General features: G+C 53.9%; 30 protein-coding genes and 3 tRNA genes. 20 read left to right on the forward strand and 13 right to left on the reverse strand.

Annotation, left to right across the window (positions count from 1 at the left end; genetic code table 11):
• The first annotated feature begins 8 nt into the window (after positions 1–8).
• Both QMG15_RS03400 and plsY read left to right on the forward strand, forming a co-directional pair.
• Positions 9–1,076 (forward strand): aldo/keto reductase, encoded by a 1,068-nt coding sequence (locus tag QMG15_RS03400; protein ID WP_281789512.1) that lies wholly within the window; start codon positions 9–11, stop codon positions 1,074–1,076.
• A 12-nt stretch (positions 1,077–1,088) separates the two neighbouring features.
• On the forward strand, positions 1,089–1,730 hold the full coding sequence (gene plsY, locus QMG15_RS03405; protein ID WP_281789513.1) for a glycerol-3-phosphate 1-O-acyltransferase PlsY: 642 nt from the start codon (positions 1,089–1,091) through the stop codon (positions 1,728–1,730).
• Here the strand turns inward: plsY and QMG15_RS03410 are convergent.
• A complete protein-coding gene (locus tag QMG15_RS03410; protein ID WP_108282095.1) occupies positions 1,727–2,212 on the reverse strand; it encodes a YajQ family cyclic di-GMP-binding protein in 486 nt (161 codons plus the stop codon). The two genes, plsY and QMG15_RS03410, sit on opposite strands and share 4 nt — an antisense overlap.
• A 39-nt stretch (positions 2,213–2,251) precedes the next feature.
• On the opposite strand from QMG15_RS03410, the gene murB reads away from it, so the two are divergent.
• Complete coding sequence (gene murB, locus QMG15_RS03415; RefSeq protein ID WP_281789515.1) at positions 2,252–3,304, forward strand: UDP-N-acetylmuramate dehydrogenase; 1,053 nt, start codon at positions 2,252–2,254, stop codon at positions 3,302–3,304.
• A 108-nt stretch (positions 3,305–3,412) separates the two neighbouring features.
• Here murB and argG read toward each other — a convergent pair whose 3' ends face one another.
• From argG to QMG15_RS03435, 4 genes are all read right to left on the reverse strand, one after another.
• On the reverse strand, positions 3,413–4,753 hold the full coding sequence (gene argG / locus QMG15_RS03420; RefSeq protein ID WP_281789516.1) for an argininosuccinate synthase: 1,341 nt from the start codon (positions 4,751–4,753) through the stop codon (positions 3,413–3,415).
• A gap of 15 nt (positions 4,754–4,768) precedes the next feature.
• Positions 4,769–5,086 carry a pyrimidine/purine nucleoside phosphorylase gene (locus tag QMG15_RS03425; RefSeq protein WP_108359188.1) on the reverse strand — a complete coding sequence of 106 codons (318 nt, stop codon included), beginning with the start codon at positions 5,084–5,086 and terminating at the stop codon, positions 4,769–4,771.
• A gap of 115 nt (positions 5,087–5,201) precedes the next feature.
• Entirely contained in the window at positions 5,202–5,744 is a 543-nt protein-coding gene (locus tag QMG15_RS03430) for a glycine zipper 2TM domain-containing protein (RefSeq protein WP_281789517.1), read from the reverse strand.
• Positions 5,745–5,831: 87 nt separating this feature from the next.
• On the reverse strand, positions 5,832–6,191 hold the full coding sequence (locus QMG15_RS03435; protein ID WP_281789518.1) for an arsenate reductase: 360 nt from the start codon (positions 6,189–6,191) through the stop codon (positions 5,832–5,834).
• A 54-nt stretch (positions 6,192–6,245) separates the two neighbouring features.
• Here QMG15_RS03435 and folC point away from each other — a divergent pair, with 54 nt between their 5' ends.
• From folC to QMG15_RS03505, 14 genes are all read left to right on the forward strand, one after another.
• Positions 6,246–7,544 (forward strand): bifunctional tetrahydrofolate synthase/dihydrofolate synthase, encoded by a 1,299-nt coding sequence (gene folC, locus QMG15_RS03440; protein WP_281789519.1) that lies wholly within the window; start codon positions 6,246–6,248, stop codon positions 7,542–7,544.
• Positions 7,545–7,556: 12 nt separating this feature from the next.
• Entirely contained in the window at positions 7,557–8,267 is a 711-nt protein-coding gene (locus QMG15_RS03445; RefSeq protein WP_281789520.1) for an SPOR domain-containing protein, read from the forward strand.
• 7 nt (positions 8,268–8,274) lie between these two features.
• Positions 8,275–8,769 carry a CvpA family protein gene (locus QMG15_RS03450; RefSeq protein WP_348773324.1) on the forward strand — a complete coding sequence of 165 codons (495 nt, stop codon included), beginning with the start codon at positions 8,275–8,277 and terminating at the stop codon, positions 8,767–8,769.
• The gene (purF, locus tag QMG15_RS03455; RefSeq protein ID WP_281789521.1) at positions 8,769–10,283 is read left to right on the forward strand and encodes an amidophosphoribosyltransferase; all 1,515 of its coding nucleotides are present in this window, start codon (positions 8,769–8,771) and stop codon (positions 10,281–10,283) included. Before QMG15_RS03450 ends, purF begins: the two co-directional genes overlap by 1 nt.
• 7 nt (positions 10,284–10,290) lie before the next feature.
• On the forward strand, positions 10,291–11,502 hold the full coding sequence (locus QMG15_RS03460) for an O-succinylhomoserine sulfhydrylase (RefSeq protein ID WP_281789522.1): 1,212 nt from the start codon (positions 10,291–10,293) through the stop codon (positions 11,500–11,502).
• 8 nt (positions 11,503–11,510) lie between these two features.
• Positions 11,511–12,902 (forward strand): glutamate--tRNA ligase, encoded by a 1,392-nt coding sequence (gltX, locus tag QMG15_RS03465; RefSeq protein ID WP_281789523.1) that lies wholly within the window; start codon positions 11,511–11,513, stop codon positions 12,900–12,902.
• 34 nt (positions 12,903–12,936) lie between these two features.
• A tRNA-Ala gene (locus tag QMG15_RS03470) sits at positions 12,937–13,012 on the forward strand.
• A gap of 39 nt (positions 13,013–13,051) precedes the next feature.
• Positions 13,052–13,127: transfer RNA gene (locus QMG15_RS03475), tRNA-Glu, on the forward strand.
• Between the two features lie 58 nt (positions 13,128–13,185).
• A tRNA-Asp gene (locus tag QMG15_RS03480) sits at positions 13,186–13,262 on the forward strand.
• 113 nt (positions 13,263–13,375) lie between these two features.
• Complete coding sequence (locus QMG15_RS03485) at positions 13,376–14,992, forward strand: site-specific integrase (RefSeq protein ID WP_281789524.1); 1,617 nt, start codon at positions 13,376–13,378, stop codon at positions 14,990–14,992.
• Between the two features lie 842 nt (positions 14,993–15,834).
• Positions 15,835–16,500 carry an SIMPL domain-containing protein gene (locus QMG15_RS03490; RefSeq protein WP_281789525.1) on the forward strand — a complete coding sequence of 222 codons (666 nt, stop codon included), beginning with the start codon at positions 15,835–15,837 and terminating at the stop codon, positions 16,498–16,500.
• A 136-nt stretch (positions 16,501–16,636) separates the two neighbouring features.
• The gene (locus QMG15_RS03495) at positions 16,637–17,095 is read left to right on the forward strand and encodes a hypothetical protein (protein WP_281789526.1); all 459 of its coding nucleotides are present in this window, start codon (positions 16,637–16,639) and stop codon (positions 17,093–17,095) included.
• 133 nt (positions 17,096–17,228) lie between these two features.
• A complete protein-coding gene (locus QMG15_RS03500; RefSeq protein WP_281789527.1) occupies positions 17,229–17,813 on the forward strand; it encodes a recombinase family protein in 585 nt (194 codons plus the stop codon).
• A 133-nt stretch (positions 17,814–17,946) separates the two neighbouring features.
• Entirely contained in the window at positions 17,947–18,708 is a 762-nt protein-coding gene (locus QMG15_RS03505; RefSeq protein ID WP_281789528.1) for a hypothetical protein, read from the forward strand.
• Between the two features lie 25 nt (positions 18,709–18,733).
• On the opposite strand, the gene QMG15_RS03510 is transcribed toward QMG15_RS03505, so the two are convergent.
• Positions 18,734–19,600 (reverse strand): hypothetical protein, encoded by an 867-nt coding sequence (locus tag QMG15_RS03510; protein WP_281789529.1) that lies wholly within the window; start codon positions 19,598–19,600, stop codon positions 18,734–18,736.
• A 153-nt stretch (positions 19,601–19,753) separates the two neighbouring features.
• Between QMG15_RS03510 and QMG15_RS03515 the strand changes: the two genes are divergently transcribed.
• Together QMG15_RS03515 and QMG15_RS03520 are read left to right on the forward strand one after the other, a co-directional pair.
• Positions 19,754–19,963 carry a helix-turn-helix transcriptional regulator gene (locus QMG15_RS03515; protein ID WP_348773330.1) on the forward strand — a complete coding sequence of 70 codons (210 nt, stop codon included), beginning with the start codon at positions 19,754–19,756 and terminating at the stop codon, positions 19,961–19,963.
• 51 nt (positions 19,964–20,014) lie between these two features.
• Positions 20,015–20,251: a hypothetical protein gene (locus tag QMG15_RS03520; protein WP_281789530.1), complete on the forward strand. Its 237-nt coding sequence runs from the start codon at positions 20,015–20,017 to the stop codon at positions 20,249–20,251.
• Between the two features lie 240 nt (positions 20,252–20,491).
• On the opposite strand, the gene QMG15_RS03525 is transcribed toward QMG15_RS03520, so the two are convergent.
• Complete coding sequence (locus QMG15_RS03525) at positions 20,492–20,725, reverse strand: hypothetical protein (RefSeq protein WP_281790066.1); 234 nt, start codon at positions 20,723–20,725, stop codon at positions 20,492–20,494.
• Between the two features lie 72 nt (positions 20,726–20,797).
• Here QMG15_RS03525 and QMG15_RS03530 point away from each other — a divergent pair, with 72 nt between their 5' ends.
• A complete protein-coding gene (locus tag QMG15_RS03530; RefSeq protein ID WP_281789531.1) occupies positions 20,798–20,992 on the forward strand; it encodes a hypothetical protein in 195 nt (64 codons plus the stop codon).
• A 67-nt stretch (positions 20,993–21,059) separates the two neighbouring features.
• Here QMG15_RS03530 and QMG15_RS03535 read toward each other — a convergent pair whose 3' ends face one another.
• From QMG15_RS03535 to QMG15_RS03560, 6 genes are all read right to left on the reverse strand, one after another.
• The gene (locus QMG15_RS03535) at positions 21,060–21,566 is read right to left on the reverse strand and encodes a hypothetical protein (protein WP_281789532.1); all 507 of its coding nucleotides are present in this window, start codon (positions 21,564–21,566) and stop codon (positions 21,060–21,062) included.
• A gap of 127 nt (positions 21,567–21,693) precedes the next feature.
• A complete protein-coding gene (locus tag QMG15_RS03540) occupies positions 21,694–21,939 on the reverse strand; it encodes a hypothetical protein (protein WP_281789533.1) in 246 nt (81 codons plus the stop codon).
• 192 nt (positions 21,940–22,131) lie between these two features.
• A complete protein-coding gene (locus QMG15_RS03545) occupies positions 22,132–23,109 on the reverse strand; it encodes a tripartite tricarboxylate transporter substrate binding protein (protein ID WP_281789534.1) in 978 nt (325 codons plus the stop codon).
• A 20-nt stretch (positions 23,110–23,129) separates the two neighbouring features.
• On the reverse strand, positions 23,130–24,002 hold the full coding sequence (locus QMG15_RS03550; protein ID WP_281789535.1) for a fumarylacetoacetate hydrolase family protein: 873 nt from the start codon (positions 24,000–24,002) through the stop codon (positions 23,130–23,132).
• 93 nt (positions 24,003–24,095) lie between these two features.
• Complete coding sequence (locus QMG15_RS03555) at positions 24,096–24,998, reverse strand: DMT family transporter (protein WP_281789536.1); 903 nt, start codon at positions 24,996–24,998, stop codon at positions 24,096–24,098.
• Positions 24,995–25,501 carry a methylated-DNA--[protein]-cysteine S-methyltransferase gene (locus QMG15_RS03560; protein WP_281789537.1) on the reverse strand — a complete coding sequence of 169 codons (507 nt, stop codon included), beginning with the start codon at positions 25,499–25,501 and terminating at the stop codon, positions 24,995–24,997. Before QMG15_RS03560 ends, QMG15_RS03555 begins: the two co-directional genes overlap by 4 nt.
• Positions 25,502–25,509: the final 8 nt, after the last annotated feature.

Below are 25,509 nucleotides of genomic sequence, written 5' to 3' on the forward strand. Positions count from 1 at the left end.
TAATTCGGATGACTTTTCCTCTCGTTCAGCTGGGCACCAGCGATTTGCACGTCACACCCATTTGCTTGGGCACCATGACCTTTGGTGAGCAAGTCAACGAAGCCGATTCACATGCCATCCTCGACCACTCGCTGGCGCGTGGCGTGAACTTCATCGACACCGCTGAGATGTATTCGGTGCCGCCCAAAGCCGAGACCTGTGGCCACACCGAAACCATCATTGGCAACTGGTTTGCCAAGAACCCAGGCGCGCGCCAAAAACTGGTGGTGGCCACCAAAGTGGCGGGCCCATCCCGCGGCATGCCTTGGATTCGCGACCACATGGGGTTGACCGTGAAAGATTTCGTCACTTCGTGCGAAGGCAGCTTGCGCCGCTTGCAAACCGATGTGATTGATCTCTACCAAATTCATTGGCCCGAGCGCCATGTGCCTGCTTTTGGCGGTGTGTATTACGACCCCCAAAAGGAAACGTCTGAGACGTCCATTCATGCCCAGCTCGAAGCGCTGGCGCAGTTGGTGAAGGCGGGCAAAGTTCGCCACGTGGGCTTGTCCAACGAAACGCCGTATGGCGTGCACGAGTTTGTGCGCTTGGCCGAGCAGCACGGCTTGCCGCGCGTGGCCACCACGCAAAACCCGTATTGCCTGATCAACCGCACGTATGAAAACGGTTTGGATGAAACCTGCCACCGCTTGAATGTGTCGTTGCTGGCCTATTCGCCTTTGGGCTTTGGTTTGTTGACTGGCAAGTACGACGCCAGCGGCATCACTGGCCCAGACGCGCCCAAAGGCGCACGCATCTCTGGCTACGAGAGTGTGCGCAAGCAACGCTGGGGTCGTCCTGAGTCGTTGGTGGCAGCACGTCGCTACAACGCGTTGGCTTTGGAAAACGGCATGACACCGACGCAAATGGCGCTGGCGTTTTGTTACACCAAGTGGCAAGTGGCCAGCACCATCATTGGTGTGACGTCGCTCGCGCAACTCGATGCCGATTTGGACGCATGGGGCACCACTTTGTCGCCCGAAGTGTTGGCCGCGATCGATGCGATTCGTTGGGAAATGCGCGACCCTGCGCAATAAAAGGAAAGATAGATGTTTGCTGATTCTTCTGTGGTGGTGTTGCTCACCTTGGGCGCGTATTTGGTGGGCTCCTTGTCCTTCGCGGTCATCGTGAGCCGCCTGATGGGCTTGGACGATCCACGCACCTATGGCAGTCAAAACCCAGGCGCCACCAACGTGCTGCGTTCGGGCAACAAACAAGCGGCCGTGGCCACTTTGTTGTTTGATGCGCTCAAGGGCTACTTCCCTGTGTTGCTGGTCAAACTCTATGGCCCAGCTTTTGGCTTGGACGACCGGGCGGTGGCTTTGGTGGCCATCTCGGCTTTCATCGGCCACTTGTGGCCTGTGTTCTTTGCCTTCAAAGGTGGCAAGGGCGTGGCCACTGCCGCTGGTATTTTGTTTGGCGTGGAGCCCTTACTCGGCGCTGCGGTGATGGGCACATGGCTGATCGTGGCGTTTTTCTTTCGTTACTCGTCGCTGGCCGCTTTGGCTGCATCGCTGTTTGCACCGGCCTACTATTTGTTTGGCAATCAAATCGCATGGCAAACCAGCGACGCAGAGTTGTTGGCCGTGGCGGTGATGAGCGCTTTGCTGCTGATGCGTCACAAAGACAATATTGCACGCTTGGTGTCTGGCCAAGAGACGAAGATTGGTGCGAAGAAAGAAGCGAGTTAATCGCGGAAGTTGTTGAACGACAAAGGCAAGTCGGTCATGTCTTTGCGAATCAAGGCCATCGCGGCTTGCAGGTCGTCGCGCTTAGTGCCGCTGACGCGCACCGCATCGCCCTGAATGGCGGCTTGGACTTTGATCTTGCTGTCTTTGAGCAAGCGCTGAATTTTCTTGGACACTTCGGTCTCAATGCCGTTGCGGATTTTGATGACTTGTTTGACCTTGTCACCGCCCACTTTTTGCACGTCGCCTTTGTCAAGGAAGCGCACATCGACTTCGCGCTTGGTCAGTTTGTTGCGAAGCACGTCTTCGACTTGCACCAGCTGAAAGTCGGCATCGCCAAACATGGTGATCTCTTTGTCTTTGAGTTCAACGGCAGCAGACGTGCCTTTGAAGTCGAAGCGGGTGGCGATTTCTTTGGAAGTGTTTTCAACGGCGTTTTTCACTTCGACCAAGTTGGGTTCGAGTACGGTGTCAAAAGAGGGCATGGCAGTCAGCTTTCAAATTCAGAATGAGACAATTGCCCTATGTTAGTGGAACCCAACACCCCCCTTCAAGCGCACAACAGCTTTGGCATTTCGGCCAAAGCCCTGCAACTGGTGCGCGTGCGCACCGAGGCCGATGTGCAAGCCGTGCTGGCCGATACGACCTTGCGCGAATCGCCTAAGTTTGTGCTGGGCGGCGGCAGCAACATTGTGCTGACGGGCGATGTGAAGCCCCTGGTGCTGAAGGTGGAAATCAAAGGCATGCGCCTGGTCGAAGAGACCGACAAGGCTTGGGTGGTCGAAGCCGCCGCCGGCGAAAAGTGGCATGACTTGGTGGCTTGGACGCTGGACAACGGCTGGCCCGGTCTAGAAAACATGGCGCTCATTCCCGGCAGCGTGGGCGCATCGCCCGTGCAAAACATTGGCGCGTACGGCGTAGAGCTGCAAGACCGCTTTCATTCGTTGGACGCCATTGACCTGACCACCGGGCAAACCTTCAGCCTTGATGCTGCGCAATGCGCGTTTGGCTACCGTGACTCTGTGTTCAAGCACGAGAGCAGTGGACAGAATGGCCTGGGCTTGGCAGGCAAAGCGCTGATCACCCGCGTGCGTTTTTTGCTGCGCAAAGATTGGAAGCCCGTTTTGGGCTACCTTGACCTCGAACGCAAAATGGCCGAGACCGGCATCAGCCAACCTACCGCGATGCAAATTTTTGAATGGGTTTGCGCCATTCGACGCGCCAAGTTGCCTGACCCCGCGGTCATTGGTAACGCCGGCAGCTTCTTTAAGAACCCCACTGTCACGCAGGACCAGTGCGACGACATCATCGCGCGCGAACCCAAGGTGGTTCACTACCTGTTAGACGATGGCCGGATCAAACTGGCCGCTGGCTGGCTGATTGACGCTTGCGGGTGGAAAGGCAAAACCGTGGGCAATGCCGGTGTGTACGACAAACAAGCCTTGGTGTTGGTCAACGTCGGTGGCAAAGAGCACCCCTGTACCGGTGGTGAAGTGATGACGCTGGCCAAAGCCATTCAGACCAGCGTGTATGAGCGCTTTGGCATTCGCCTAGAACCAGAACCCGTTGTGGTTTGAATGAGCTAACCAACACACCGAAGGCGTACGCCGTCATGCGCCTTCAGCGAGAGACGTGCAATAAAAAAAGCGACCCGAGGGCCGCTTTTTTACTGGGGCAAGAAGTGTTTACTTCTTAGAGCCGCCTTCCAACTTGATCATGTCTGCACCTTCACCCAACGACAGCAAGCCGGTGTGTGCGTAGATACCCAGCTTGGCGCGTGTGTCCACGATGTCCAAGTTGCGCATGGTCAATTGGCCAATGCGGTCGAGTGGGCTGAACGGCGCGTCTTCCACCTTTTCCATGCTCAGGCGCTCGGGCGCATAAGTCAGGTTGGGGCTTTCGGTGTTCAAGATGCTGTAGTCGTTGCCGCGGCGCAACTCCAGTGTCACGGTGCCGGTCACAGCGCGGGCCACCCAGCGCTGGGCGGTTTCGCGCAGCATGATGGACTGTGGATCGAACCAACGGCCTTGGTACAACAAGCGGCCCAAGCGCAGGCCGTTGATGCGGTACTGCTCGATGGTGTCTTCGTTGTGGATGCCGGTCACCAGGCGCTCATAGGCGATGTGCAGCAGCGCCATGCCGGGGGCTTCGTAGATGCCGCGGCTCTTGGCTTCGATGATGCGGTTTTCGATCTGGTCGCTCATGCCCAAACCGTGGCGGCCACCGATTTCGTTGGCTTTGAGGAACAGCTCCACAGGGTCAGCGTATTCCACGCCGTTCAGGGCGACGGGTTGGCCTTCTTCAAAACGGATGCTGATTTCTTCGGCTTTCACCACGCAGTCTTCGCGCCAGAAGGGCACACCCATGATGGGGTTGACGATCTTCATGCCGCTGGCCAAGCTCTCGAGGTCTTTGGCTTCGTGGGTGGCGCCCAGCATGTTGCTGTCGGTGGAGTAGGCCTTTTCGGCGCTCATCTTGTAGCCAAAACCGTTGGCGGTCATGAAGGCCGACATTTCAGCGCGGCCACCGAGTTCGTCGATGAACAGTTGGTCCAACCAAGGCTTGTAGATTTTCAAGCTGGGGTTGGTCAACAAACCGTAGCGGTAGAAGCGCTCGATGTCGTTGCCTTTGAAGGTTGAGCCGTCGCCCCAGATGTTGACGTCGTCTTCTTTCATCGCGGCCACGAGCATGGTGCCGGTGACGGCACGGCCCAAGGGCGTGGTGTTGAAGTAGGTGATGCCACCGGTGCTGATGTGAAACGCACCGCACTGAATGGCAGCGATGCCTTCGTGGGCGAGTTGTTTGCGGCAGTCGATGAGGCGGGCTTTTTCTGCGCCGTACTCCATCGCTTTGCGTGGGATTTCGTTGTAGTCCGACTCGTCGGGTTGGCCGAGGTTGGCGGTGTAAGCGTAGGGCACAGCGCCCTTTTGCTTCATCCACAAGAGGGCCGCAGAGGTGTCGAGGCCGCCCGAGAAGGCGATGCCGACTTTTTGGCCTTTGGGGAGGTGTTGGAGGATGGTGCTCATGGTGTGGCCCTTGGATTAACCGAAGTGGCAGATGTAGTGGTAGGGCTCGGTCACGCGAATGTCGAACTTCGAGTTGCCGGGCACGTTGAACTTTTCGCCTGCGCTGGACTTGACCCAGTCTTGGCTGCCGTCGAGTTTGTATTCGCAGTAGCCGCCGACACATTCCATGATCTCAGGGGCGCCGGTGTTGAAGGTCAACGTAGCGGGCAGGATGACCCCGACCGACAGCTTGGTGCCATCAGCCAACGTCAGGCCGTGGCTGACGCATTTGCCGTCAAAGTAAACATTCGCTTTGGTGGTGACGCTGGCGCTGTCGATTTTTTCTGTGGTCATGGTGTGCGTATCAGTAGGATTGCAAAACCATAGATTTTAGGTGACCCAAAACGACAAAAGCCGCTGAGCGCGGCTTTTGCTTGCAATCAGCGCCCGAAGAGACGCATGGACGGGTTTAGTAGCGAGGTGCAGAGCCTGCTGGTGGCACACCATAGCTAGTGTTGGCGGGCGTTGTAGGGGCCATCGGGGTGATTTGTAAGCGCACGGTAGGGCCTGGGTCTTGTGGCATTTGCACGGTGTATTGTTTGCCTGCAAACTCATAAACCACGTTGTAAGCCATGGTGCGGTTCTCGTAAAACATTTGCTGGCTGCAGTTTTGAACGTTTTTCACTTCAGGTGTACCTGGGCCTTCGATGTTGTCACCCAAAATAGCGCCACCAAAGAGGCCCGCCATGGTGGCCAAAGCGCGGCCAGAGCCGTTGCCGATTTGGTTGCCAATTGCGCCACCGGCGATGGCACCCATCGCAGCACCTGCGCCAGACTTTTGACCACCAGTGACCACTTGTTGGTTGTTACACACTTGGCGTGGCACGGCTACTTGTTGAATGATGGGCGTGCTGGAGATAACTTTGCCAACTTCTTGGGCTTGCACAGAGGCAGAGGCCAACACAGCCATCAGGCCGGCGAGCAATGTGGTTTGAATGGTGATCTTTTTCATGGGAAATCCCTTTTTTAACTTGGCAGAAGTGTAGTGCTTGGTTTGTTTTTATCTGTAAAGCGTGGGTAAAACCTGCGCTGAATGGACTTAGCCTACAACGCGCGCCCAAGCCTCAGGGTTGACGCCCACGATGACGGTTGCACCTTTGACCACCACGGGGCGCTTGATGACGCTGGCGTGTTCCAGCATCAAGGCACGTGCCGATGCGTTGTCCACCACGCTGGCTTGGAGGGCAGGGTCCAGCTTGCGCCAAGTCATGCCTTTGCGGTTGACCAACACGTCCCAGCTCACGTGTTGGAGCCACAGGTCGACGGCTTCGGGCGGTACGCCTTGTTTTTTGAAATCGTGAAACACATAGTCCACGCCATGGTCGCTCAGCCACACGCGGGCTTTTTTGACGCTGTCGCAGTTGGGGATGCCGTAAACGGTGATGGTTGTTTTGCTCATAGGGTGAATCATGCCGCAAACCAAATGCCTGCAGCGGTGGGCGACAATCGAACGATGAATTCACTCGATAGCTGGCTCGCGCATTGCGAGCGTTTGCACCCCAAAAACATCGACATGGGCCTAGAGCGCGTGCGCACCGTGGCCGAGCGCATGGCGCTCAAGTTTGATTGCCCCGTCATCACCGTGGCGGGCACCAACGGCAAGGGCTCGACCTGTGCGATGTTGGAAGCCTGTTTGCTTGAAGCGGGTTACCGCCCCAGCGTGTACACCTCGCCGCATTTGGTGCATTTCCAAGAACGCTGCCGCGTGCATGGCGAAACCGTGCAGCCTGACGACTTGCTGCCACATTTTGAAAAAGTAGAAGCCGCGCGCACCCAAGGCGGTGAGGTGTCGCTCACTTACTTCGAGTTCACCACCTTGGCGATTTTGAGTTTGATGGCCTCGTCGCCCATTGACGTGGCCATTCTCGAAGTGGGCTTGGGTGGTCGTTTAGACGCTGTCAATGTGATTGAGCCCACGTGTTCCATCATCACCAGCGTCGACTTGGACCACATGGATTTTTTGGGTCATGACCGCGAAACCATTGGCCGCGAGAAGGCGGGCATCATGCGCACGGGCCGCCCCGTCATCGTGAGCGACCCCGTACCGCCGCAAAGCGTGATTGACCACGCCACCGAAATTGGCGCAGACCTGTGGCTGTTCGGCCGCGATTTCAACTTCACAGGTGACAAACAGCAGTGGGGTTGGGCAGGGCGGGGTCGTCGCTACAGCGGTTTGGCGTATCCCGCGCTGCGTGGTGCCAACCAGTTGGTCAATGCCAGCGGTGTGTTGGCCGCACTCGAGGCCTTGCGCAGCGAGATGCCCGTGACGGCCCAAGCCATTCGCAATGGTTTGGCGATGGTGGAGTTGCCTGGACGTTTTCAAATCGTGCCGGGCCAGCCCGCCTTGGTGTTTGACGTGGCGCACAACGCCCACGCCGTGGCGGCACTCACTGAAAACCTCGATGCCATGGGCTTTTATCCCACCACCCACGTCGTATTTGGTGCGATGGCAGACAAAGACGTGGCGCCCATGTTGGCGCGTGTGGGGCCGTTGGTGGACCGTTGGTACTTTTGCGATTTGCCCACTGAGCGTGCTGCCAAAGCCACTCAGTTGCAAGACGTTTGGCAAGCGGGCAACGCACGCAAAGATGTTCAATCCAACACATACGCCAACCCCCAAGCCGCGCTGGACGCGGCTGTGGCTGCGGCAGACCCCGCTGATAGAATCGTGGTCTTCGGATCGTTCTTCACGGTCGGGGGGATTTTGGCGAATGGCATCCCCCGTTTAGACGCCCCACATTTGAGCTCCTGAGACCCCATTCACATGGCTTTTTTCAAGTTTCGATTGCCCGGTCAACCGACCAGCGAGTCCCAAGGCAACACCAGCAACTCTCCCGCCGAGAGCGTAGATGCCATGCGCCGCCGCGCCCGCCACCGTTTGATTGGCGCTTCGGTGTTGGTCGTGTTGGGTGTGGTTGGTTTCCCCTTGCTGTTTGACACCCAGCCGCGCCCTGTGTCGGTGGACATTGCGGTCGATATTCCAGACCGCGCGACCGCCAAGCCTTTGGTGGACACATCGACGCCCAAACCTTTGTCGGCTGCGGCGGGTTTAGATGCCAAAGAGGAAGTGGTGCCTGACACCAAAGCCGAACCCAAGCCAGAAGCAGTTGTGGCGGCTGCCGCTGCGGTGGCTGCTGTGGTGCCCAAAGCCGAAACCAAGCCCGAGTCAGCCAAGGTCGATGCAAAGCCAGCGGCCAAGCCGGAAGTTAAATCAGACACCAAGCCCAGCGACAGCAAGGACGCAGGGTCTCGTTTTGTGGTGCAAGCGGGTACGTTTTCAGATGAAGGCAAGTTGCGCGAAGTTCGCAGCAAGCTGGAAAAAGCGGGCATCACCACCTACACCCAAGTCATCGAGAGCAAAGAAGGTCGCCGTGTGCGCGTGCGCGTCGGACCTTTCACCAGTCGCGACGAAGCCGACAAAGTGGCTCGCAAGATCAAGCAGTTGCAATTGCAACCGCAAGTCTTGACACTCTGAGCCCCAGATGCAGATGTTGTCGGCCGTAGATTGGATTCTGCTGGCCGTCTTGGGCCTGTCGTTTTTGCTCGGATTGTGGCGCGGCATTGTCCAAGAGGTGTTGTCACTGCTGGGTTGGGTGGCCGCGTTTTATGTGTCGCAGATGTACGCACCCCTTGCCGCCGCTTGGCTACCCATGGCGGGCAGCAGCCAGATGTTGCGCTATGCCGCGGGCTTTGTGGTGGTGTTCATTGCAGTATTGGTTGCCACAGTGTTGGTCAGCTGGATTGTGAAAAAGCTGGTGTCAGCGGTGGGCCTTGGGCCTTTAGACCGGTTGCTGGGCAGCTTGTTTGGATTGATGCGCGGCGTGGTCATTTTGTTGGCCGTGACTGTGTTGGTGGGCATGACGCCCATGCGTGACACCGAAGCTTGGAAGCAAGCGCAGGGCACGCAATGGTTGCAACAGTTTTTGCATGTGTTGAAGCCGGTGTTACCGGCTGATTTTGGAAAGTACCTCCCCTAATGTGTGGCATCGTCGGCGTTGCAAGCAACGCACCTGTGAACCAGTTGATTTATGACGCCTTGTTGCTCTTGCAGCACCGAGGCCAAGATGCCGCGGGCATCGTCACCCAGCTGGACCGTAAATTTTTCATGCACAAAGCCAAGGGCATGGTGCGTGACGTGTTCCGCACCCGCAACATGCGCGCCTTGCCTGGCAACAACGGCTTGGGCCAAGTGCGTTACCCCACCGCAGGCAATGCGTTCAGCGAAGAAGAGGCTCAGCCTTTTTACGTGAACGCGCCGTTTGGTTTGGTGCTGGTGCACAACGGCAACTTGACCAACGCGCATGCCTTGAAGGCGGAGTTGTTCTCTGAAGACCACCGCCACATCAACACCGAGAGCGACTCTGAGGTGTTGCTCAATGTGCTGGCCCACGAGATTGACAAAGCCACGCGTGGTTTGCCGCTCAAACCTGACGATGTGTTTGAGTCGGTGCGTCGTGTGCACCGCCGCATCCAAGGTTCTTACGCCGTTATTTCGATGATTGCAGGCCACGGCTTGTTGGCGTTCCGCGACCCGTTTGGCATTCGCCCGTTGTGCATTGGCCGTGGTGCGGATGGCACTTACATGGTGGCCAGCGAGTCGGTGGCTTTGGATGGCACGGGTCATGTGTTTGAACGCGACATCGCGCCAGGCGAAGCTGTGTTCATTGACTTGGCTGGCAAAGCGCATTTCATGCAATGTGCCGATGCGCCGCAGCTCAAGCCCTGTATTTTTGAATACGTGTACTTGGCCCGTCCCGACTCCACAATGGATGGCATCTCTGTCTACCAAGCGCGTTTGAACTTGGGCGAGACCTTGGCCAAGCGCGTGGTGTCCATGGTGCCGCCAACCGACATTGATGTGATCATTCCGATCCCTGAATCCAGCCGCCCCAGCGCCACGCAGCTGGCGCATTTGTTGGGCGTGCCTTACCGCGAAGGTTTTGTGAAAAACCGTTACGTGGGCCGCACCTTCATCATGCCGGGCCAAGGCGTGCGCAAAAAGTCCGTGCGCCAAAAGCTCAACGTGATTGCCAGCGAATTCAAAGGCCGCAACGTGTTGTTGGTGGATGACTCCATCGTGCGCGGCACCACCAGCAAAGAGATTGTGCAAATGGCGCGTGATGCCGGTGCACGCAAGGTCTACTTGGCCAGCGCTGCGCCGCCTGTGCGCTTTCCTAACGTCTACGGCATCGACATGCCCACGCCAGAAGAGTTGGTGGCGCACAACCGCACCATCGACGAAGTGCGCCAACTCATCGGCTGCGATGCCTTGATTTACCAAGACGTCGATGCCATGAAGCAAGCCGTGCGTGCAGCCACTGCTGGCGATGCGCCCAAGCTCGACGGCTTTGACGCCTCATGCTTTGACGGCGTGTACGTGACCGGCGATGTGTCTGCGGGCGACATCGTGCGCTTGAATGAAAAACGTGTGGGCACCGAAGAGGGCGCTGAAGACAACTCGCGCCTCGCCTTGCCCAACCCCTCGGAGTGACCTTGGTATGAGCCAACACCCTTTGCCCACTGATTTGCATTTGGAAACTTTGGCTGTGCGTCTGGCCGCAGACCGCAGCCAGTACGGTGAAAACTCAGAAGCCCTGTACCTGACCAGCGGTTATGTGCAGCCGTCTGCCGAAGCCTCGGCCCGTCGCTTTGCAGGCGAAGAAGAGGGCTACACCTACGGCCGCTCAGGCAACCCGACGGTGAGCAGCTTCGAAATGCGCTTGGCTGCCTTGGAAGGCAGCGAGGCTTGCTTGGCCACGTCGTCCGGCATGTCGGCCGTGATGCTGATGTTGTTCAGCTTGCTCAAGGCGGGTGACCATGTGGTGTATTCGCAGTCCATGTTTGGCTCGACCTTGAAGCTCATTGGCTCCGAGTTTGCACGCTTTGGCGTGGAGTCGACCGTGGTGCCGCAAACCGATGTGGCCGCATGGAAAGCCGCCATTCGCCCCAACACCAAAATCTTGTTTGCTGAGACGCCCACCAACCCCTTGACCGAGGTGTGCGACATCGCCGCCTTGGCCGACATGGCGCACAACGCCGGTGCTTTGCTGGCGGTCGACAACTGCTTCGCTACGCCTGTGTTGCAGCGTCCCATGGGCATGGGTGCAGACATCGTCATGCATTCAGGCACCAAGTATTTGGACGGCCAAGGCCGCGTGATGGCGGGCGCTTTGTGTGCCAGCGAAAAGCTCATCAAAGAGAAGTTGCTGCCTGTCATGAAAAACAGCGGCATGGTGCTCTCGCCCTTCAATGCGTGGGTGGTGCTCAAAGGTTTGGAAACGCTCGACATTCGCATGCGCGCCCAAAGCGCACGCGCACACGAGTTGGCCCAGTGGTTGGAGCAGCATCCTGCGGTGTCGCGCGTGTACTACCCAGGTTTGGCATCGCACCCGCAACATGCCTTGTCGATGAAACAAATGTCGGGCATGGGCGGCGCTGTGTTGTCGTTTGATGTGAAGGCGGCTGACCCGCAGCAAGCGCGCACTCGCGCTTTTCATGTGCTCGACAGCCTGCGCACGCTCTCGCTGTGTACCAACTTGGGCGACACCAAAACCTTGCTCACACACCCCGCCAGCACCTCGCACGGCAAGCTGTCGGAAGACCAGCGCCAAGCCGCAGGCATTGGCCAAGGCATGATTCGCTTGGCGGCAGGCCTTGAGCATTTAGACGATATGAAGGCCGACCTTTTGCGCGGCTTGGACACTCTGTAAATTTTGTAATGACTTCAAAAATTCGCACCCGTTTCGCGCCATCACCGACTGGCTTTATTCACCTCGGCAACATTCGTTCGGCTTTGTACCCATGGGCGTTTGCACGCGCCACAGGCGGCGACTTTATTTTGCGCATTGAAGACACCGACCTTGAGCGTTCTAACCAAGCCTCGGTGGACGTCATCATCGAAGGCATGAAGTGGTTGGGCCTCGACCACGACGAAGGCCCGTTCTATCAAATGCAGCGCATGGACCGCTACAAGGCCGTGTTGGAAGAACTCAAAGCCGGTGGCCATGTGTACCCCTGCTACATGAGCATGGAAGAGCTCGACGCCCTGCGCGAACAGCAAATGGCCAACAAAGAAAAGCCGCGTTACAACGGCACATGGCGCCCCGAGCCAGGCAAGACTTTGCCTGCGATTCCTGAAGGTGTGAAGCCTGTGCTGCGCTTTAAAAACCCACAAGGCGGCTCGGTCGTGTGGGAAGACAAAGTCAAAGGCCGCATCGAAATCAGCAATGACGAGTTGGACGACTTGGTCATTGCCCGCCCCAACGGCACACCCACCTACAACTTCTGCGTGGTGGTGGATGACATCGACATGGCCATCACCCACGTCATCCGTGGAGACGACCATGTGAACAACACGCCGCGCCAAATCAACATCTTCAAAGCGCTGGGCAAGGAGATTCCGGTTTACGCCCATTTGCCCACCGTGCTCAACGAGCAAGGCGAGAAGATGAGCAAGCGCAACGGCGCCAAAGCTGTCACGCAGTACCGCGACGAAGGCTACTTGCCCGATGCGATGGTGAACTACCTCGCGCGCTTGGGCTGGAGCCACGGCGATGACGAAATTTTCAGCCGTGCTCAGTTCTTAGAGTGGTTCAACCTCGACCACCTTGGGCGCAGCGCTGCACAGTTTGACGAAGCCAAACTCAAGTGGGTCAATGCCCAGCATTTGAAGGCCATGGCTGATGAGGCGCTGGCACCCTTGATCAGTGCCGAGTTGGCCAAGCGCGGCATCGTGGCTGATGACCGCTTGCCCGCCATTTGCGGTTTGTTCAAAGACCGTTGCGACACCTTGTTGGTTTTGGCCGATTGGGCTGCTGCGTTTTACAACGACGTCACCCCGCAAGCCGATGATGTGGCCAAGCACATCACACCTGCGGTGTTGCCAGCCTTGGATGCCTTGGCTGCCAAACTCAATGCCGTGGGTGAGTGGAGCATCACCCACGTCAGCGCAGCGTTCAAAGAGGTGTTGGCTGAACAAGGTTTGAAGATGCCCCAACTGGCCATGCCCGTTCGCGTGCTGGTGATGGGGACGCCTCAAACGCCATCGGTCGATGCTGTTCTTTTCCTTTGCGGCAAAGAAAAAGTTTTGGCTCGTTTGACCAAACGCTGAAAAGCTTGCTATACTATCGCTCTCGACACCCAACGGGGGTATAGCTCAGCTGGGAGAGCGCTTGCATGGCATGCAAGAGGTCAGCGGTTCGATCCCGCTTACCTCCACCAAAAATGTCGAGAAGGTTCGAAAGAACCAGTCCAGGTTATGACCCTATCGTCTAGAGGCCTAGGACATCACCCTTTCACGGTGAGTACCGGGGTTCGAATCCCCGTAGGGTCGCCAAGTTTTGTAGCACTTGGCTTTGATTGCTCAGGCAATTAAGCAAAAGTTACAGCTACCAGGAGTGGTAGTTCAGTTGGTTAGAATACCGGCCTGTCACGCCGGGGGTCGCGGGTTCGAGTCCCGTCCACTCCGCCAAAACGATAAAGGGTTAGCAAGTATTAACTTGCTAGCCCTTTTTCCTTGGTGCTTCCTCTAAAAACGAGGCTATGCGCTGAGATGCAGTCACAGAAACCGTGTAATCTTGCCGTGTGACTAAAGCAACCTTGACCAAATTCCCTGGCATTCACCGCCGCCCAGACTCTGGCATTTATCAGTTCGGTCTTAGAGCCCCAAAAGAACTCTTGCATCATTTCCCTAGTGGTTGGGCTATTCGCTGTTCTTTGAAAACGGCAGACCTCCGCACGGCCAATGAGCAGGCTAAAAAACTGCAAGCTGAGTGGAGCGCTCGTTTTGAAGCGATGCGAACAGGTAAAGCCATTCCCGTGGATTTGGCAGACGTTCGCACAAAGCTTTTAAACCGTCTAGAGCAGCTTCTGGTTGAAGTTGATCACCAGTATCAAGGTCTGTCCGTTGAGGAGCGTCTAGAGCGCTCTGATGCTTTAGCGTGGCAGCTTGCCGATACCCGTTCATGGGTGTCGGGTGGGGGCGTGCCTGATTGGGCAGGTGATTGGATGGAAGAGTTGGATTTCCCCCGCTCTGCACTTTCTGATTCTGAGGCTATGGGACACCTCTTGACAGTTCTTGAAATTCGTCACGAGGCGTTGACTGACGAAACCAGAACGTTCCCCAAGCGGGTGTCGGTGATGAGCTCACGCAGGGGATTGTTAGAGTCGATGGGCGTAGCCGCCGCAGGAAAGTCTTCGACACAACTTCTGACTAAGGGTGCAGCACACAAGATGTCGGATGCGTTGGCTGTCTGGCTAGAGACTGAGCACCCATCAAAAACGATTGGAACTTTTACTCGTCACGTAAATCAGTTTTCAGAAATGATGAGCGACCCCACGTTGGAAGTTATTGATAAGCCGTTAGCTATTGAATTTAGGGACAGTTTGCAAAATTGGGCGGTAGAAAACAACAGAACAGCAAACACCGCTGATAACGTTTTGGTGACCATACGTGCGATGACTAATGTTGCACGTGACAAGGGCTGGATTACAGCCAATCCGTTCGAGAGGTTGAGTGTAAAGATCGGCGGGCGTGTATTAGCTAAGCGCGAGCCTTGGTTGCCTCAAGAGTTGAAAGTTCTTTTTGATGACCCAATTTGGCGGGATTACGAGTTACCAAAAGATAAAAAGGCAGGAGCAGATGCTGCTTATTGGATTCCATTGATTGCTTGCTACACAGGAGCGCGTGCTTCGGAGATAGCGCAGCTATGGACGGACGATATTGCCGCTGATCTTGGTGTCGAAGTTATTGAGTTCAGGGCAAACACAACTCGGAATCAAAGCCTCAAAAACGAAGGCTCTTGGAGAGCCGTGCCAATGCACACGGAGCTGATCCGATTGGGCTTGCCGGAGTACGTGCAGTCCTTACCGAAGGGCCCGCTTTTTCCATTGCTCCCTGTTAAAGGGGCAAATGGAGCAGGAGGACAGTTTGGACAGTGGTTCGGTAATTTCAAGCGTGCCAAGGGGTTCGAAAGCTCAACTAAAACATTGCACTCTTTCAGGCACCTAGTTGCAAGTGAGCTTCGTTTGCTTTCAGTTGCAGAGTCCTTGGCTGATGCCATCACAGGACACACGACAGATAGTGTGGTTAGAAAGTTTTACTGTGCAACTATCAGGCGACATGCTGAACGGCTCAGACCCGAAATTGACAAGCTCAGCTATGAAAACTTATCCCTTCCTAGAGTCTGGAAGGCTTGCTAATCTCGAAGCTAGCATGGACTCAAGCCTGTTCATATCTGTTTCATTTTGATTTTCATCGTTGAGTTAAGAACTCTTGTCAATACCCCGCGTCGGATTGCTACAACGGTACCTATTGACCCGAATCTCTCAGTTTGAGAACCTAGAAATGTTGATCGCACCCAACGTGCTTCGAGCCTAAAAAGCTTGTCGTACGCGGTGCGATCTTCTTTTTGGCTTTTAAAAAGGATCGGGTAATGATTGAACAACTGGAAAACGAAGCGATGAGCTTGCTTGCCGCCAATGTGGACAGTAAAGCGCGTGTCCGCGTGAGTGCGGCACACGCAGGCAATGGAATTGACGTTACTGCCAGAGGCAAGCGTGGGGGCGGTGTGATCTATGGATATAGCTATGGTGGCGTTCGAGTTGATCGTTCAAACTTACTTCTGCTGACGTGCCCTGAGTCTGCGTGTGAGCTTAGTCAGGCCGTGCAGCGCAAGTGGAGAGAAGAGCATGGATCGGCGAAGCCATCTTCTGAGCGTAAAGGCAGCCTGAGACTGAAGGTCGCGAGCTTGTTTACTGAAACCCCAGTTGTTGTGGGTTCTCGAAACTGCGTGGCACGCCCTGCATCGTTTGAGTGCGTCACACCTTGTCCCGTGGGTGCACATGCTCCGATTCGCATGCACAAGACAGGCTGGGACTTGTTTGAGAACGGGCGTTGCATAGCTGGTGGCTTAGTCCGTCAGTCAGAGACAAACATGCTTATCCCTCTACTACCGACCTTGGAGGCTGCTAAGGGTTGGCTAAGCGCTTCTCAGAGTGCCGCTTGAGTGAACCCAATCAATTGAATTTAAAAGGAATAGAACATGAATGAGCAATCTGAAATTCATATTGAGGGGCGTGGTGCAGTGGATGCGAAGCCGGATGGAATGTGTCTTTTAATAAAGGTCAGCTCGCTGAGCCATGACTATCCACAAGCTCTTAGCGGGCTGAACCAGAAAGTTGCGGCAACCAATGCTGCATTGCGTGAGGCTGGGGTTAAAGCACTTGCCGTTACAAAGGCTTATGTGATTACTGAGCAATGGCGTAATCAGTACGACGAGGCTAAAAAGAAGTTCTTGGGGCATCAAGCGACACAAGCTTTGGAGGTAACGATTCCCTTGGATCGTGAGTTGCTTGGGCGAGTAATTAAGGGGCTAGCCTTGAGTGATGCGAAGCCAAGCGTGTCAGTTGATTTTGTTGTTAGGGATATGAATGCCGTTATGTTGTTAGCTCGTCAACGTGCCGTGGAGCACGCTAGTGCAACTGCGCTAGATCTTGCTAAATCTGCAGGGCTTCAATTGCGTGGAGTGAAATCCATGACTTACAAGTCACAAAGCCATTTAATAAACAGTAGCTTGGAACTCAATCTGAATTCAAACATTGACTACTGTTTAGATCTGACTCCTGACGTGAATCCCGACTTTGTTCGAGGAGAGGAAAACGTGAGCATTGTTTGGTTTGCCTCTAACAGTCCAAAAAATAACGACTAAAAAATGAATTGAGTTTTTGAGCCACCACCTGTGATGTTTCGTTTTGACGGTTTTCCCCCATACCTCGGGTATGTGTTTCCATCATCCACGGAGTGCGGTTCGGTGTGCTCTTCTAATAGATTAAAAGGAGTTCCGTATGGGTTTTTTTTCTAACATGTTCGAATCGTCTTATGTGAAACAGCATAGACAGGCTGCGCTTGGTGCTGAGCAATTACGATTGGCTGCAGCCAGAGCACTTGAAATTGAAATTCAATTACTGGTGAAACAGATGGGGATCGCAGCCTCCCTGCATGCGGAAGCATATAGAAGAGGGTTTAAGGAAAACGGGCTTCATGAAATCGCAGGAGACTTTGTGTCAGCGTCTGTTGAGCCAGCCGAAACAATAAAGTGGTACACCGAAGGTGCGCCTAAGGTTCAGGCTTATCTTGCAGAAAAAAAGCATCAAGCTAATTCCGTCACATCGTTAACCGAACTCTCGGAAATGGAGTTACAGCTGCGCGACCACTATGTTAAGAAAAAGACTGAAGTGACTGAAATGATGATGAAACTTGCTCGACTAAATCGAGACACAGCCCCGATATTGCGGCCGCGTTGAGCTTAAGTTAATCGACCTGTCCGGAAGAGACCACTTTCGGACAGGTTATCTATGGGTGTCCATAAGGTAGCTTGACAGAGTTTTGGACACATGATTTAATTCGTACATCCCTTTTGGACATATGGAGATCATCATGAGTCGAGTTTTTGCTTATTGCCGCGTTAGTACAAACGAACAGACCACGGACAACCAAGTCCGAGAGATCGTTGCTGCGGGTTTCAATGTTGACCCTAAGCGAATTATTACTGAAATAGTGTCTGGGAGCGTCGCCGCCCTTGAACGAAAAGGGTTTGCTTTGCTGCTGAATAAATTAGAGTCAGGCGATGTTTTGGTAGTTACTAAGTTAGACCGACTAGGGCGCAATGCCATGGATGTTCGATCAACTATCGAAATGCTTGATGCTGCTGTAATTCGTGTTCATTGCCTCGCTCTTGGTGGTGTGGACTTAACTAGCCCAGCCGGAAAGATGACCATGCAAGTCATTGCTGCGGTAGCTGAGTTTGAGCGTGATCTATTGATTGAGAGAACCCAAGCGGGAATCAGCCGAGCTAAAGCTGCGGGCACGCATTGTGGGCGGCCAAATCGTTTGACACCAGATTCATCTAAACAAGTTCTTGCTCGCCTGAAGGATGGGATTTCCGTGGCGGCTTTGGCTAGAGAGCTTCAGGTGAGCCGACAAACAATTATGCGCATTAGAGATACGGCTGTTGTTGGTTGAAGGGTACATATAACGCAACAAGTGTGGGTAGCTTTAAGTGAGTACTTAAATATCCATTCTTGATTTTTGGCAATTTCCTTAATCTTCTATAGAAGAAGAGGAGGGGAGGAAGCCTTTTCTATGAAAGCGTGAAATGAACCAATCTAATAATGCTGGCCTTTGTAATTTTCCTGATGACTTATGTCTTGACATTCAGGATGTTAGTGAGTCACATCGAGCTTTGAATGAGCCTGTCGATGGTGTGAGTGCTCCTGCTACCTTTGAAGGCGCTAAACCAAAAAAGAATACGAATTTTGATGCTAAATGGAAAGAAGCTGCCCTAGATCTTCAGGCGAAATTGAGTGAAGCTTGCGATCAGTTAACAAAGCAGTGGTTAGTTAGAAATGGTTATGGCAATGGGCGTGATTGCCGATTGAGAATTCGTAGTGAACATCGTGTAAGTGTTAAACCAACTGCCGGTAGCGGAAATGCTTTTAATGCAATTATCCAAACGATACTTACTCGAGAGGGGGCTTTACAGACTCAAGCGTTTGTTCGTTCAAGGGCGCAGGAGATGTGTCCAACAGTTCCGGTCACGAAAAATTGGAATCAGCCATTGCCGTCGTGGGCTATCAATAAGGTGATGACGAAAGTGGCTGGCTTTGGTTCTCCGTTTGACACTATCAAACTCAAAAAAGGAGCGACTCTTAACGACCTGCATGCTGCGAGCAAAATTGCCGTACAAAAGTTCCAAGGCAGAGCAAAAACTTTTACCCCAGAGGTGCTGTTGTCGGACACTCACTTGATTGTTAATGGCGTTCCCTTTGCGATTTCAAAGAACAAGTCTGGCGGTAAAGAGTACTCTTGCGTCCGCGTAAGTACGTCGAAGTTTCAAGAGGCGCTTGCTAAGCGGTGATCTCAGACTCATCCATTCTCATGAATTAAGTTTGCTGGACTGTCTTTGTCCAAGCCTGCGTTATATCGAACCAGACAGTTTTTGTCCTGCCATCGGTTAAGCAAATGTCTAACTTGTCGAAGATTCTGTCATTGCCCTCGATAGTCGCTTGGCTTGAAAGTACCCAGCCGGATGATCCACCGTACAACTTATTTAGATAGCCATACTCGACATCTCTTTGCAACTCTAAAGAAGAGGCAGGAAGCCAAATAATTTCGTGATCGTCTGGGATAGGGACAAGGCTTCTAGCAATTGAGGGCTTCGTGGAGGGTGCTTCAGTTAGCGAGGCGATACGTGCTTTTATGTAGCGTGCTCGTGTTCGATTTTCATCGCCGTCCGTTTCAACAAAGAGACGTGTCCAGAGTCCTTGATCAATATTTCCGGATGTGATTTCGTTGGCTATACGTGCGTAGTCACTGTTTGATGGTTCATCAATTGCCTTCGTTGCTTGAGAAGCGTTTGCTGCCGATGTACCGCTCGAAGACTCTCGCGCTTTTGAGAGCTTTTGCGTTCCTGTGTTTCCTTTCACGCTACCTGCAATTACCTTCTGGTGCTCCCAGCGGTTCTTCACATAGACACCGTTAATGATCCAAACAACTGGATTGAATGATAGGACTGTTGATGCAACAAACGCGTACCTGTTGTACTTCAGCATAGAAATACAAACGGCACCATAGGCCAACGTAAAAATCATGCTCGTGAGTACCCATTTCTTATCGAGCAGCGTCATGAATACAAATGGAACTCCAAGCCCTAAATTTAGCCAAGACCAGACCAACCACCAAGTAAAGCCAAGCTCTTGTTGATTGGTGGAAGTACGGGGGACATTTATTGCATGTGTGTTGGGTTTCATTTATTGAGTTTGTCGTTCTGATTTGTTACCGTTTTGAGTTGGTTAGTCTGCCATAAATCAAACTCATAGTGTGTGTACTCATAGTATGTATTTGGGAAGACTTGAGGCGTGCCAAAGTTCTCCTCAAATCCAATCTCAAAAGAGAAAGTCCAAGTGACTTTTGGAGCGGCGCTTCGCGTATTTAGGGAGAAACAAGGACTCACGCAAGAAAAATTGGCTGAGCTTGCGGATCTTCATACCAACTATGTGAGTTCGGTGGAAAGAGGGGAGCGGAACTTGTCTTTGCATAACATTGCTAGGCTTGCTAATGCGCTCGCCATCCCCGTTTCAATGTTAGTGGGTTCTCTTGATCCAAAACAATAGACGAATTATCGAATTGATGATTAAATGGAACTCCAATTAAAAGGAAGTTCTATGAAAAAACTAATCGCAATTTTGGCTCTCATCGGATTAGCAACATCTGCTTTTGCCCAGTACGGTCAATACGGCCAACGTGATGTCCAAGTTGATGGTCATACCAAGCGTGACGGTACTTATGTTGAGCCGCACCATAGAAGTGCTCCTAACAACACCCAATACGACAACTACAACAGTCGCGGTAACACCAACCCCTACAACGGTCAGCAAGGTACGCGTAACCCTCGCTATTGAACTTGCATGAGCATGTTGCTACACTTCTCACATTGAAACTCTGTGAAACATACCGTGTAATTTCAGCGTGTTTCTTTGGCTAATTCTCTAGGTAAAACGTGGTTTTTGGGCCTGTCCCGTCCACTCCGCCAAATAAAAAGCCTAAGTAGTTCGCTACTTAGGCTTTTTTCTTTTCGCTTCATTCATGTTTGATGAGCTTGCCGAAAAGAAAAAAAGGGGCACCCTACGTGCCCCTTTTTGTTAGCGAATCTCAGCGATGGCTGATGGTTGGTTCGATACAAAAATATTGAGACACTTATCGCGTTGGTCCGTCACGACCCAAGGGTGTGTTTGGAAGGTCGGTTGTGTGTACTGGCCGTGTGGCGGAATGGCTTTGTAGAAAACGCGGCGACCGCTGTAATCCAACCAATAGGTACGCACTTCGTGGTTGCTGTTGTTCAGGAATTTCATGGTGGTGTGCACGTTGCCCTGCACAGAGCGCAAGTTACGCTCGTCACTGCATGAGCCTGAGGCATTTTGCCCTCCGTGCCCTTCGTTTGAGTTGCCATGGTCATGGCGATTGCGATGCTCATTCGCGCGCTCTTTACCGCGTTGCTGATGCTTATCGATTTCTTGATTGATTTGCTCGAACGGGTTTCCCGCGTGGGCTGCGCAAGCGAAGGTGAGTGCGGAAACCAGACCCAAAATCATCAGAGGCTGTTTTGCCTTGAACTGCATAGTTGTGCTTTCTTTCTAAAGTGACTAGAAAGAAACGAGAAGATAACTATTTTGGTTTACTTAATTTTTAAAATTAATATTATTTAATAGTTCAAGAGAGCAGGCTGCGTGGCATTGCCGGTGCTCGGTGTGCCGAAAGGGCATTGACAAGCAGACAACACACAGCCAGAAACCTCAACACAATTAAGCCTGTCATCCACTGAAGTGGATTTTCGCTGAGGTAAACGTATGCATTGAAGTAATCCATCACCAACGCAGTCGTAGCGATGCCAACGTAGAGCAGAGAAACTTTTTCAAAGTACCAGTTCTTCAAATAACTGAAGAGGTAAAACGCACTGATTGCGATCACAAAGCAAGCGCGAAATACGAGATAACGCTCAAAAGCTTGGGGGTCGAGGGCTCCGAGCTCAAAGTTCCCAATGGCCAGATGCGAAAAGAACAGGAGTTTGACTACTTGCGAAATCACCACCGCCAACAAAAACAAGTTGCGGTACTTGAACCACACATCGGTGTCACTCTTTGCTGGCGAATCTTGCCCCATGAGGGCGTTGAGTTCCTCGTCGGTGATCAGTTGTTGGCCTGCGTGGAAATTGCGCATTGGCGTGTCTTTCGACTTGATTTAGATTTCAAGTTCGAGAAATTTTAAGTCTCACACGTTTTTCGTTGTGTGATTTTTCGGTGAAGTTCTGTAAAGAGTATGGTTATTTTTTGATAAGAAAAGCAGTTCAGTGCGCCTGCGTGGCTTCGTGTACCCAGTCCAGGCCCTGTGCAAGGGCGTAGTTAGCAGCGTCATCGTGGGTGGCGAAGTCGTCAATGAAGCTCATCACACGGGCGGTGCTGGCGCTGCCGCGACCACTGGCCACAGAGACGTGCGCTGCAAAACGACCACTGGGTAGAACGCGCGGGCAAGCCGCAATGCGGTATTTGCCGAAGGTGATAGCGTTGTTTTGAATATGAATAGCGGGAATCATGAAAATCTTAGAAAAATAGAACGACAAAACATAGCCCTGAAAGGGCTTGTTGAAATACGCGAAGAAGTGGGAATTTACTTAAACGCCCCTCTGCTGAGGGGCTGCACGGCAATGTAGAGGTGCGTGCTAGAAGTCGACTAAAGCGATACGTAAATGTAACAGGTTTAGCACTTTCGTGCTGAACACCTGTATTTAGTCGACTTTGCCAATGCGCTGTACCAGTCCCGCCATGTCTTTGGCATCGGTTTGTACATAGCGTTCGAACTCGGGCATGTCTTGGAACATAAACGAGGTACCTGCTGCAACCATGGCTTGGTTGGCACGCGCATCCGTTGCGGCAAATTTGGCGGCTTGGCGTAACTTGTCAACCACTGCGGCGGGCGTGTTGGCCGGTACAAACAAGCCAGACCATTGTGCGTAAGTGATGGACACGCCCAGTTCTTTCAAACTCGGAATATCTGGCAATGCCGCTAAACGGCCTTCTCCCCAATGTGCCAAGGCGCGTAGTTTTCCCGCTTTGATTTGCTGCGCCACACTGGCTGGGCCTGTGGAGAGCGCTTCAATTTGTCCTGAGAGCAAGGCCATGACCGCGGGCCCTGCGCCCGTGTAGGGCACATGCAACATATGACTTGAGGTGGCAGCCTTGAGCTGCTCCATGGGCACGTGCATGGTGCCGTAGTTGCCGGATGAGCCAAATGACACTTTGGCTGGATTGTTTTTTACGTAGGCCATGAATTCGGCGTAGGTTTTCCATGGGCTGTCCGCATTGACCACGAGTACCGTGGGGTCCGCGCTGAAGCGAGCAATGGGTTTGAGTTGGTCTAGCTGAAACATGGGGGCCCGTTTGAGCACTTTATCGGCTTCTGGTAGGACCACCAAAGACGATAACGCCATCAGCATCGTGTAGCCATCGGGTTTTGACTTGGCGACTTGCGCCATGCCAATGCCTCCGCCCGCACCGCCTTTGTTCTCTACCACCACAGATTGCTTGAGGTAGCGGCCCATGGCCTCTGCCACAGGGCGACCGACCGCATCGGCCACACCGCCCGGTGGAAACGGCACCAGCATGGTGATGGGGCGTGTGGGGTAATCCTCTTGCGCAAATGCGGTGAGCGCGGAGGCCGCAGCCACCATGACCCATGTTTTGAGGAGGGCGATGCGTCGTGTCATAAAAACCCCTGTGTGAAAACTTAAACGAATTTGTTTTCGATGTGGCCAATGCCATCAATCTCGACACGCACCACATCGCCTTTTTGCAAATAGCGAGGTGGCTTTAAACCCATACCAACACCCGCTGGCGTCCCAGTGGCGATGATGTCGCCTGGGTACAGCGTGATGCCGCGTGAGATGGTTTCAATGAGTGTGGGAATATCAAAAATCATGTTCTCAGTGGGGCCGTCTTGGCGTTGTTCGCCGTTGACGACACCGCGCACACGGGTGTGTGCGCCATCCATCTCATCTGCGGTCACCAACCATGGGCCCATGGGGCAGAAGGTGTCGAACGATTTACCCATATCCCATTGTTGGTGGCGCATTTGCACATCGCGGGCGGTCACATCGTTCACGATGGTGTAGCCATAAATGTGTTTCATGGCATCTGCGGCTTTGATGTTTTTGCCACCGTGGCCAATGATGACGGCCAACTCTGACTCGTAATCGATTTGATCGGAGATGGCAGCACCCGGCAATTGCACATCATCAAACGGGCCGACCACACATTCAGGCACTTTGGTGAAAACGATGGGCCAGGCTTGTGTGTTGGTGTTGCTGTCTTTGAACACTGAAGTTGACAGCTCTTTGGCGTGTTCATGGTAGTTGCGACCCACGCACCAAATGTTGCGGCGAGGCACGGGAATCGGGGCTTCTAAATGCACATCTGTCACGGCGACGGTGTTGTTGCTCAATGCAGGCAATTTGCCGCCAGCCATGACGGCTTCAATCAGGCGCAGTGCGCCGTGGTGGGCCACCTCAGGTGTCACATCAAATGCGGTGATGTGTCGGCCATCGGCAGACACTTGGCCGACGTGACGTTGGTTGTGATGGCGGTAAGTGGCAATGCGCACAGAGAGCTCCCAGATGAATGTTGAATCTGGGGCGCATGCTAAGGCGTGAGGCAGTGCTTGAGAAGTGCCACCTGTCATCTGTATGACTAGGGTTTAGCCGGTGTGTCGACGTCCCACCAAGCCCGATGCCAGTGCAGTACCCAACACGATCACCAAAGCGCAGCCCATCATCCAGTGCGTGACCACTTCGTCTAAAAACATCACACCAAACAGGTTGGCGAACACCGGAATCAAATACGTGACGGTCATGGCGCGCGCAGGGCCGGTGCGCGTCATCAAGCGGAAATACAGCACGTAGGCCAAGGCCGTGCACAGCAGACCTGCAATGCCCAGCGCCCCCCACGCATGCAGCGACGGCGCTTCGCTGGGCCATGTCAGTAAAGCTGGAATGGTCAGGCCAATGCTTGCACCCCACAGACTGCCTGTGGTGGTGACGAGCGAAGGCACATTCTGCAAATAGCGCTTGGTGAAGCTGCCGGCAATGCCGTAACAAAACGTGGCAACCAAGCACGCCACCACAGCCAGCCCCGAGCCGCCAGATTTGAACGAAATGCCACCCGGCACATCGCTGGCCAGTAACACCACACCCGTGAAACCCAAAGCCAAACCTGCAGCACGCGTGGCATTGAGTTTGTCACCCAACCAAACCCAAGCGATGAGCGCGCCAAACAGGGGCGTGGTGGCATTCAAGATAGAGGTCAGGCCGGTGTTGATGTGCATCAGCGCATAGGCGTAGCACGCGAAGGGGATGCCCGCATTGAGCAAGCCCGAGGACAAAGTGGGGCGCCAGTGCTGTTGCAGCACGGTGACTTCTCGGCGCCATATCAGTACCGGCGTGAGCATGAGCGCTGCCAGCGTGATGCGCACCCAAGCGGTCGGAAATGCGCCAAAGGCATGCGCACCTTCTCGCATGAACAAAAACGAAGAACCCCACAGCAGTGCCAGCAGCACAAACTCAGGCACCCATTCACGCCAAGGTAGGTGCGTTTCGGTCATGCGCGCGCGGCCTCCAGTGCGAGCAAATGTTTTTTGCGGTCTAAGCCGCCTGCAAAGCCCGTGAGCGAACCGTTCGCGCCCAAGACGCGGTGACACGGCACGATGATGCTGTGTGGGTTCTGGCCAATCGCTGCGCCCACAGCCCGAACTGCCTTTGGATTTGCAATGTCGCGGGCGATGTCGCCATAGGTGCTGGTGTAGCCGTAGGGAATGCGTTGCAAAGCCTGCCACACGGCGCGCTGAAACGGGGTGCCCCAAGCCGGTTGCAGCTGAATTTCAAACGTTAGGCGTTGGCCTTCAAAGTACTCACGCAGTTGTGTTGCCGCAGCCATCAAGGTGGGATGTGCGTTGTCGGTGACCCACTGGCTGCTGTCGGGTAGGTGCTCTTGCCGGTGCACAAACCACACGCCTGCCAAACCTTGTTCGGTTGCCGCTAGCAGCACATCGCCTAGCGGCGAGGTGGTGTGGCTTTGGCAAATGAGGGCTGTTGGCTTGAAGGACACAGTGAAAT

Origin of the sequence: Limnohabitans sp. INBF002 (genome assembly GCF_027924905.1) — a bacterium.
In the GTDB taxonomy this organism is placed as follows: domain Bacteria; phylum Pseudomonadota; class Gammaproteobacteria; order Burkholderiales; family Burkholderiaceae_C; genus Limnohabitans.